The 6,553-nt window shown below is 49.8% G+C and carries 5 protein-coding genes; all 5 read left to right on the plus strand.

Going from position 1 to position 6,553, the window contains the following annotated elements:
- Window positions 1-102 precede the first annotated feature (102 nt).
- A complete protein-coding gene (ilvD, locus tag Q4Q57_RS14595) occupies window positions 103-1,962 on the plus strand; it encodes a dihydroxy-acid dehydratase (protein WP_311891221.1) in 1,860 nt (619 codons plus the stop codon).
- A 1-nt stretch (window position 1,963) separates the two neighbouring features.
- The gene (gene ilvA / locus Q4Q57_RS14600) at window positions 1,964-3,559 is read left to right on the plus strand and encodes a threonine ammonia-lyase, biosynthetic (protein WP_311891222.1); all 1,596 of its coding nucleotides are present in this window, start codon (window positions 1,964-1,966) and stop codon (window positions 3,557-3,559) included.
- A 266-nt stretch (window positions 3,560-3,825) separates the two neighbouring features.
- Complete coding sequence (locus Q4Q57_RS14605; protein WP_311891223.1) at window positions 3,826-4,959, plus strand: alanine--glyoxylate aminotransferase family protein; 1,134 nt, start codon at window positions 3,826-3,828, stop codon at window positions 4,957-4,959.
- 1 nt (window position 4,960) lies between these two features.
- Window positions 4,961-5,221: a hypothetical protein gene (locus Q4Q57_RS14610; protein WP_311891224.1), complete on the plus strand. Its 261-nt coding sequence runs from the start codon at window positions 4,961-4,963 to the stop codon at window positions 5,219-5,221.
- Window positions 5,222-5,594: 373 nt separating this feature from the next.
- A complete protein-coding gene (locus Q4Q57_RS14615; RefSeq protein WP_311891225.1) occupies window positions 5,595-6,305 on the plus strand; it encodes a hypothetical protein in 711 nt (236 codons plus the stop codon).
- Window positions 6,306-6,553 lie beyond the last annotated feature (248 nt).

Below are 6,553 nucleotides of genomic sequence, written 5' to 3' on the forward strand. Positions count from 1 at the left end.
GAGTGACTATGAGTGCCAGATATTGAGGGGAATGCGGCAAGTGCAGCATTCGCCATGTGAATTAAGAATACGATTTTCGATTTGAGATAAAGGATACAGTCAATGCCAAAGTTACGATCAGCTACCAGTACCGAAGGCCGCAATATGGCGGGTGCCCGTGCGTTATGGCGCGCCACAGGGGTGAAAGACAATGATTTTGGTAAGCCAATTATCGCTATTTCTAACTCCTTTACTCAGTTTGTACCGGGCCACGTGCACTTAAAAGATATGGGCTCACTCGTCGCGAGCGCCATTGAAGAAGCGGGCGGTATCGCCAAAGAATTCAATACGATCGCCGTCGATGACGGTATCGCCATGGGCCACGGCGGCATGCTGTACAGTCTGCCATCGCGTGAACTTATCGCCGACAGTGTGGAATACATGGTTAACGCCCACTGCGCCGATGCCTTAGTGTGTATCTCCAACTGCGACAAAATTACCCCCGGCATGTTGATGGCGGCGCTGCGCCTTAATATTCCCGTCGTGTTTGTCTCTGGTGGACCGATGGAAGCGGGCAAAACTAAGCTGTCGGATAAGCTCATCAAACTCGATTTAGTCGATGCTATGGTGGCGGGCGCCGACTCGAATGTGAGCGATGAAGACAGTGCCAAAATCGAGCGTAGCGCGTGCCCAACCTGCGGCTCTTGCTCAGGCATGTTTACCGCCAATTCAATGAATTGTTTAACCGAAGCACTAGGATTATCGCTGCCGGGTAACGGCTCTATGCTAGCAACCCACGCGGATCGCCGCGAGCTGTTTTTGGAAGCGGGGCGCCGCGTGATGGCGCTGGCAAAACGTTATTATCATCAAGATGATGAATCGGCATTGCCACGCAATATCGCCAACTTTAAAGCCTTCGAAAATGCCATGACCTTAGATATCGCCATGGGCGGTTCATCTAACACTGTATTGCATTTATTGGCCGCCGCGCAGGAAGCTGATGTTGATTTTACCATGTCGGATATTGACCGTATGTCGCGCCTGGTGCCGCACCTTTGTAAGGTTGCGCCATCGACGCCTAAATACCATATGGAAGACGTGCACCGTGCGGGCGGCGTGATGGGGATTTTAGGCGAGCTAGACAGAGCCGGATTGCTGCATACCGATGTGTTCCATGTGGCGGCGGATGAGGGTGGCAATTTAAAGTCGGTGCTCGCCAAGTACGACATAATGCAAACCCAAGATGACGCGGTAAAACACTTCTTTATGGCGGGGCCTGCGGGCATTCCCACCACGAAAGCCTTTAGCCAAGATTGTCGCTGGCCGTCACTGGATAACGACAGGCAAGAAGGTTGTATCCGTAGCCGCGAGTTTGCTTTCAGCCAAGAGGGCGGGCTTGCCGTATTGTCGGGCAACGTGGCCGAAAACGGCTGTATCGTTAAAACGGCGGGCGTGGATGAATCGAATCTGACCTTTATTGGCTCGGCGCGCGTCTATGAAAGCCAAGATGACGCAGTGGCGGGTATTTTAGGTGGCGAAGTGGTGGCGGGTGATGTGGTTGTTATCCGTTACGAAGGCCCGAAAGGCGGCCCGGGTATGCAAGAAATGTTGTACCCAACCAGTTACTTAAAATCACGTGGCTTAGGTAAAGCCTGTGCGCTGATCACCGACGGTCGTTTCTCCGGTGGCACTTCAGGTTTATCTATCGGCCACGTCTCACCCGAAGCGGCTGCGGGTGGCACAATCGCCTTGATTGAAAATGGCGATCGCATCGAAATTGATATACCAAAGCGCAGTATCAAGTTGGCAGTAAGTGATGTTGAACTCAATGCTCGCCGCGAAAAAATGCACAGTCTTGGCCCAATGGCGTGGAAACCTATCGGTCGCCAACGTTATGTATCACTCGCGCTTAAGGCCTACGCCATGCTCGCCACCAGTGCCGATAAGGGCGCGGTGCGCGATCGCAGTAAACTGGAGGACTAATATGTTGCCACTTGCATCGCAAGCTCGGACGGATTTAGCACATTTTCAGTTGGCACAAAGCTATCTGCAAAAAATCCTGTTGTCATCTGTGTATGACATAGCGAAAGTGACGCCGCTTTCAAGTATGAACAAGTTATCGGCGCGTTTAGGTTGTCAGGTATTTTTGAAGCGCGAAGATATGCAGCCAGTGCATTCCTTCAAGTTACGCGGTGCCTATAACCGTATCGCCCAGCTGACGAAAGAAGAATGTCAGCGCGGCGTGGTGTGCGCTTCGGCAGGCAATCATGCTCAGGGTGTGGCGATGTCGGCGGCGAGTCGCGGTGTGGATGCTGTGATTGTGATGCCAGAGACAACGCCCGATATTAAAGTCGATGCGGTGCGCCGTTTAGGTGGCAACGTGGTATTGCACGGCCAAGCCTTCGATCAAGCAAATGGCTATGCGATGGCGCTGGCTAAAGAAGAGGGCCGAGTCTATATCGCGCCCTTTGATGATGAAGCCGTGATCGCAGGCCAAGGCACTATCGCCCAAGAGATGTTGCAGCAGCAGCGCGATCTCGAAGTGGTATTTGTGCCCGTGGGCGGCGGCGGTTTAATCGCGGGTATTGCTGCCTATTACAAGGCGGTGATGCCGCAGGTGAAAATTGTCGGCGTCGAGCCTGAAGATGCCGCCTGTTTAAAGGCGGCGATGGAAGCGGGCGAGCCGGTGACACTGGCACAAGTCGGTTTATTTGCCGACGGTGTGGCGGTGAAGCGTATTGGCACTGAGCCGTTTCGAGTCGCAAAACTGTATGTCGATGAAGTGGTCACTGTGACCTCGGATGAAATCTGCGCTGCGGTGAAAGATATCTTCGAAGATACCCGTGCGATTGCTGAACCCGCAGGGGCTTTGTCCTTGGCTGGGCTTAAAAAATATGTCAGCGCCAATGCCAGTGGCGACAGCGGTAAAGGCGAGAAAGTCGCCGCGATTTTGAGTGGCGCGAATGTGAATTTCCACAGTCTGCGTTATGTGTCGGAGCGCTGCGAACTCGGTGAGCAAAAAGAAGCGGTACTGGCGGTGAAAGTCCCTGAACGTCCGGGAAGTTTCTTAAAATTCTGTGAGTTACTCGATAAGCGGGTGATGACTGAGTTCAACTATCGTTTCAGTAGTCGCGATCTGGCCGTGGTATTTGCTGGCATTCGCTTAAGCCGAGGCCAAGGCGAACTTGAACAAATCATCGCTACCTTAGAGGCTAACGATTTTGAAGTGCAGGATTTATCCGGCGATGAAACCGCGAAATTGCATGTGCGCTACATGGTCGGCGGTCATCCACCTGAGCCTTTAGAAGAGCGTTTGTTTAGCTTCGAATTCCCCGAACATCCCGGTGCGCTGCTGAAGTTTTTAACCACCTTGCAGAGCAAATGGAACATCAGTCTGTTCCATTATCGCAACCACGGCGCGGCCTTTGGCCGAGTGCTGGCGGGGTTTGAAGTGCCCGAGAGTGATGCTTTGCCGTTCCAACAGTTTTTAACTGAGTTGGGTTTCGTCTATCAAGAGGAAACCCAAAGTCCTGCCTATCAGCTGTTTTTAAATGCGGGTAACGGCAACAAAGTCTTATAGCGTTCGCTGTGATGCACATAGCTTAGATCGACGCGATGACATTTTAGGCAAAGTTAGGCACAAGTTAAGTTAAAGTTAGGCTAAAGGAGGGGCGCACATGCGCCCTTTTTTGTGGTAGTTTTGTAGACTTAATACTCTAGCCGCCGATTAATACGTAACAGTTAAGTTACTGACTTAACCCGTTAACGATTAACTGGCAGTTTCTTAAAACAGAACGGCTAACGAATAACAACGAGACTTCGACCTGCACGCATTAAGGAGACATGATGTTACCAGCACCGCGTTTTACCGCTTTTAATCCTCCTCGCCGTATTTTGATGGGCCCAGGCCCGTCGGATGTTTATCCCGAAGTGCTTGCGGCGCAGTCCAGACCGACAATTGGCCACTTAGACCCGCTGTTTGTCGGCATGATGGATGAGCTTAAGAGCCTGATCCAATACGCCTTCCAAACTAAAAACGAAATGACTATGGCAGTATCCGCGCCGGGCAGTGCGGGCATGGAAACCTGTTTCGTAAACTTAGTCGAGCCGGGTGAGAAAGTTATTGTCTGTCGTAACGGTGTGTTTGGTGAGCGTATGCGCCAAAACGTCGAGCGCGTTGGCGCCATTGCAGTGCTGGTGGACAATGATTGGGGCGCACCTGTCGACCCTGCTGCGGTTGAAGCGGCGCTGAAAGCCAATCCCGATGCCAAATTTTTAGCCTTTGTGCACGCAGAAACCTCTACTGGCGCGCTGTCCGATGCCAAAACCTTGTGCGCATTAGCCAAACAATACGGTTGCTTATCAATCGTCGATGCCGTGACTTCCCTTGGTGGCGTCGAGTTAAGAGTTGATGAATGGGGCATAGATGCCATTTATTCCGGCAGTCAAAAGTGCCTCTCCTGTGTACCGGGTTTATCACCTGTGTCTTTCTCGATCGCAGCGGTAGAAAAACTCAAGAATCGTAAAACTCCTGTGCAAAGTTGGTTCCTCGATCAAAGTCTTGTTATGGCCTATTGGACCAGCGCGGGCGGCAAACGGAGTTATCATCACACTGCGCCAGTGAACGCGCTTTATGCACTGCATGAATCCCTGCGTATTTTGGCGGCCGAAGGCTTAGAGAATGCGTGGCAACGCCATCACGAAATGCATTTAGTACTGCGTGCTGGGCTGGAAAAGTTAGGGCTTAACTTTGTAGTGGCCGAAGACTATCGCCTACCGCAGCTGAATACGGTTTATATCCCCGCAGGTGTCGATGATGCCGCAGTGCGCACTCGTTTGCTGAAGGATTACAACCTCGAAATCGGCGCAGGCCTTGGTGCCCTTGCGGGTAAAGCATGGCGTATCGGTCTAATGGGCTTTGGTGCCCGCCGTGAGAATGTTTCTTTATGCCTCAAGGCATTAGAAGAAGTGTTGAACTAATATGCCAAGATTAATCCTTGCCCTTTGCGGCCTAATGATCGCTTTGCTCAGTGCCTGTTCTGTGAACAATACCAGCAATGCGTCCTGCGATTTTGTACGCGGAACCAACAATAATCAAAGTATGCGTGAGGCGAGCGGCCACGATACGGGCAGCGCCGATGAGCGACAAAAAGATGTTGGTATCGGCTTCTTGAATGTCATCTTCGGCGGCATTAGTCGAGCACTTTCTTCCGATGATTCAGCGGATGGAAAGTGTTTGTAATAATTGAGTTTTAATGTTGGCTGACTATACGTTTGCGGCCTTACGGCCGAGGTGAATCAAGGTCGTGGGGCTTCACCCCACACCCGACCAAGGAGGACTGCTCGTCCTATCCTCCTTGGATTCTCCAAGACGCCCCCAACGGAGTTGAAAGCCCCTTGTGCTCATAGCCAAATTTGCTATCGCTTCCGAAGGATGCGTCCCTGCACCTACGAAAGCTAGCTCGCCATCCATGGCGAGACTCACGCAACTTGTCTATTCGCCCTGCGGCAACTCCGAGGGGAGGTGAACTCCTGTCGCTTTGGGGTTGGCTGTTAATACCAAGAGCATTTTGTATGTCCGAGCTTTTGTGAATTTATTAAATTAAGGTCCAGTAATGAATGAGAATTTTTCCAGAACACTTCAAGTTTTTCTTACAGAATTCTCGAAAGAGTTTAATGTTTTTGTGGAGCATAATCGTGATGAGATTATCGAGCTATTTCATGAGCTTAATGGATTAGAAGACAGACATCAGTCTATATGGCGAAAAGCGGCTAGAATGGGTTGGTTCCCTAGCTTTCTTATTAGCTACGACTTTGCTAAATATGTGGACAAAGGACAAGAGCAGTTTGATGCATACATGATAGCTGAAACAGCCCCTCATACTAACGACATTCGTAAGTATTTAGTAAGTTCCTTTCCAGCAAGAGCAGATATTTTAAATACAGCTTTTGACCTTCATGAACAGAAAAATTTTATAGCAGCAATTCCTCTCTTTTTGTCTCAAGCTGATGGTATATGCGAAGAAGTGCTAGGCAACTATTTATATACTGATCTACAAAATAGAAGAGTTAAGCTCAAAGAGATTATCGATAATAATCCCGAAGCAAAAATACCCCTCTCATTATTGGTATATGAAACGCAGTTTTGCCGAGATATTGATAGTAGCAGTAAACCTATACAGAAGAGCAAAGCTCCCAATAGACACGGCATTCTACATGGCTCTAAACTTCATCTAGACTACGGTACGGAGATTAACTCCCTAAAGTCAATATCCTATCTGTCGTTTTTGGCTGATGTCTTAACTGATCGCGACCTAATATTGTAAAGCAAATAGTTCCATCCATCTTAAGTAATGTTTTCGGTGCCTCCACTTCACTCGGTAAAGTGTTGAGGTGAGGGATGTTGTGTCGTGCTATAGAAAAACCCAGATAAGTCTTGAATAAACACCTTATTTCCATGAATTAACGAGCCACCTATTGTTAAATTTACAGAGTGTATGTTTGTAAGAAGGGGTCAGATTACTGTAGGGATTGGCAAGATTAAGCACAGGCATGTAAGTGACCGTTGGCGGCA

The organism is Shewanella sp. SP2S2-6 (genome assembly GCF_031931965.1).
GTDB lineage: Bacteria > Pseudomonadota > Gammaproteobacteria > Enterobacterales > Shewanellaceae > Shewanella > Shewanella baltica.